At 65.8% G+C, this 558-nt stretch carries 1 protein-coding gene; it reads left to right on the top strand.

The annotated features are described in order from the left end of the window. Positions 1 to 558, top strand: a 558-nt coding sequence (locus J5M71_RS26790; RefSeq protein ID WP_207838527.1) for an aminotransferase class I/II-fold pyridoxal phosphate-dependent enzyme, incomplete at both ends; no start/stop codon positions are given.

Here is a 558-nt window from a genome sequence, read left to right as displayed (position 1 = left end):
CTTGAGCACGGTGGCCGGTTGCGCAAGGCTGCACTCGATTACGGGATTGCCGAAGCCGACTGGCTCGACCTGTCCAGCGGCCTCGCGCCATGGCCGTTCCCGATCCCGGAAATCCCGCTACGCGCCTGGGCGCGCTTGCCGGAAACCGATGACGGTCTGGAACAGGCCGCCTGCGATTATTACGGCGCCGCGCAGGTGCTACCGGTGGCCGGCTCGCAAATGGCTATCCAGTTGCTGCCGCGTCTGCGCCGGGCCGGCAAGGTCGGCGTGTTGTCGCCGTGCTATGCCGAGCATGCCGAAGCGTGGCGGCGCAGCGGTTACATTGTCCGTGAAGTGCTCGAGCAGGAAGTCGAATTCTTTCTCGACAGTCTTGATGTGCTGGTGGTGGTCAATCCGAACAACCCGACCGGCCTCAGCCTGACCCCGGCGCGCCTGCTCGACTGGCATGCGCGGCTGGCGCAACGCGGCGGCTGGCTGGTGGTCGATGAAGCGTTCATGGACAACACGCCGCAACTGAGCCTGGCGCCCTATGCGCATCAGGTCGGGCTGGTGGTGTTG

The organism is Pseudomonas sp. 43(2021) (genome assembly GCF_017490805.1).
Classification (GTDB): domain Bacteria; phylum Pseudomonadota; class Gammaproteobacteria; order Pseudomonadales; family Pseudomonadaceae; genus Aquipseudomonas.
This window is presented reverse-complemented; position numbering and strand designations above follow the sequence as displayed.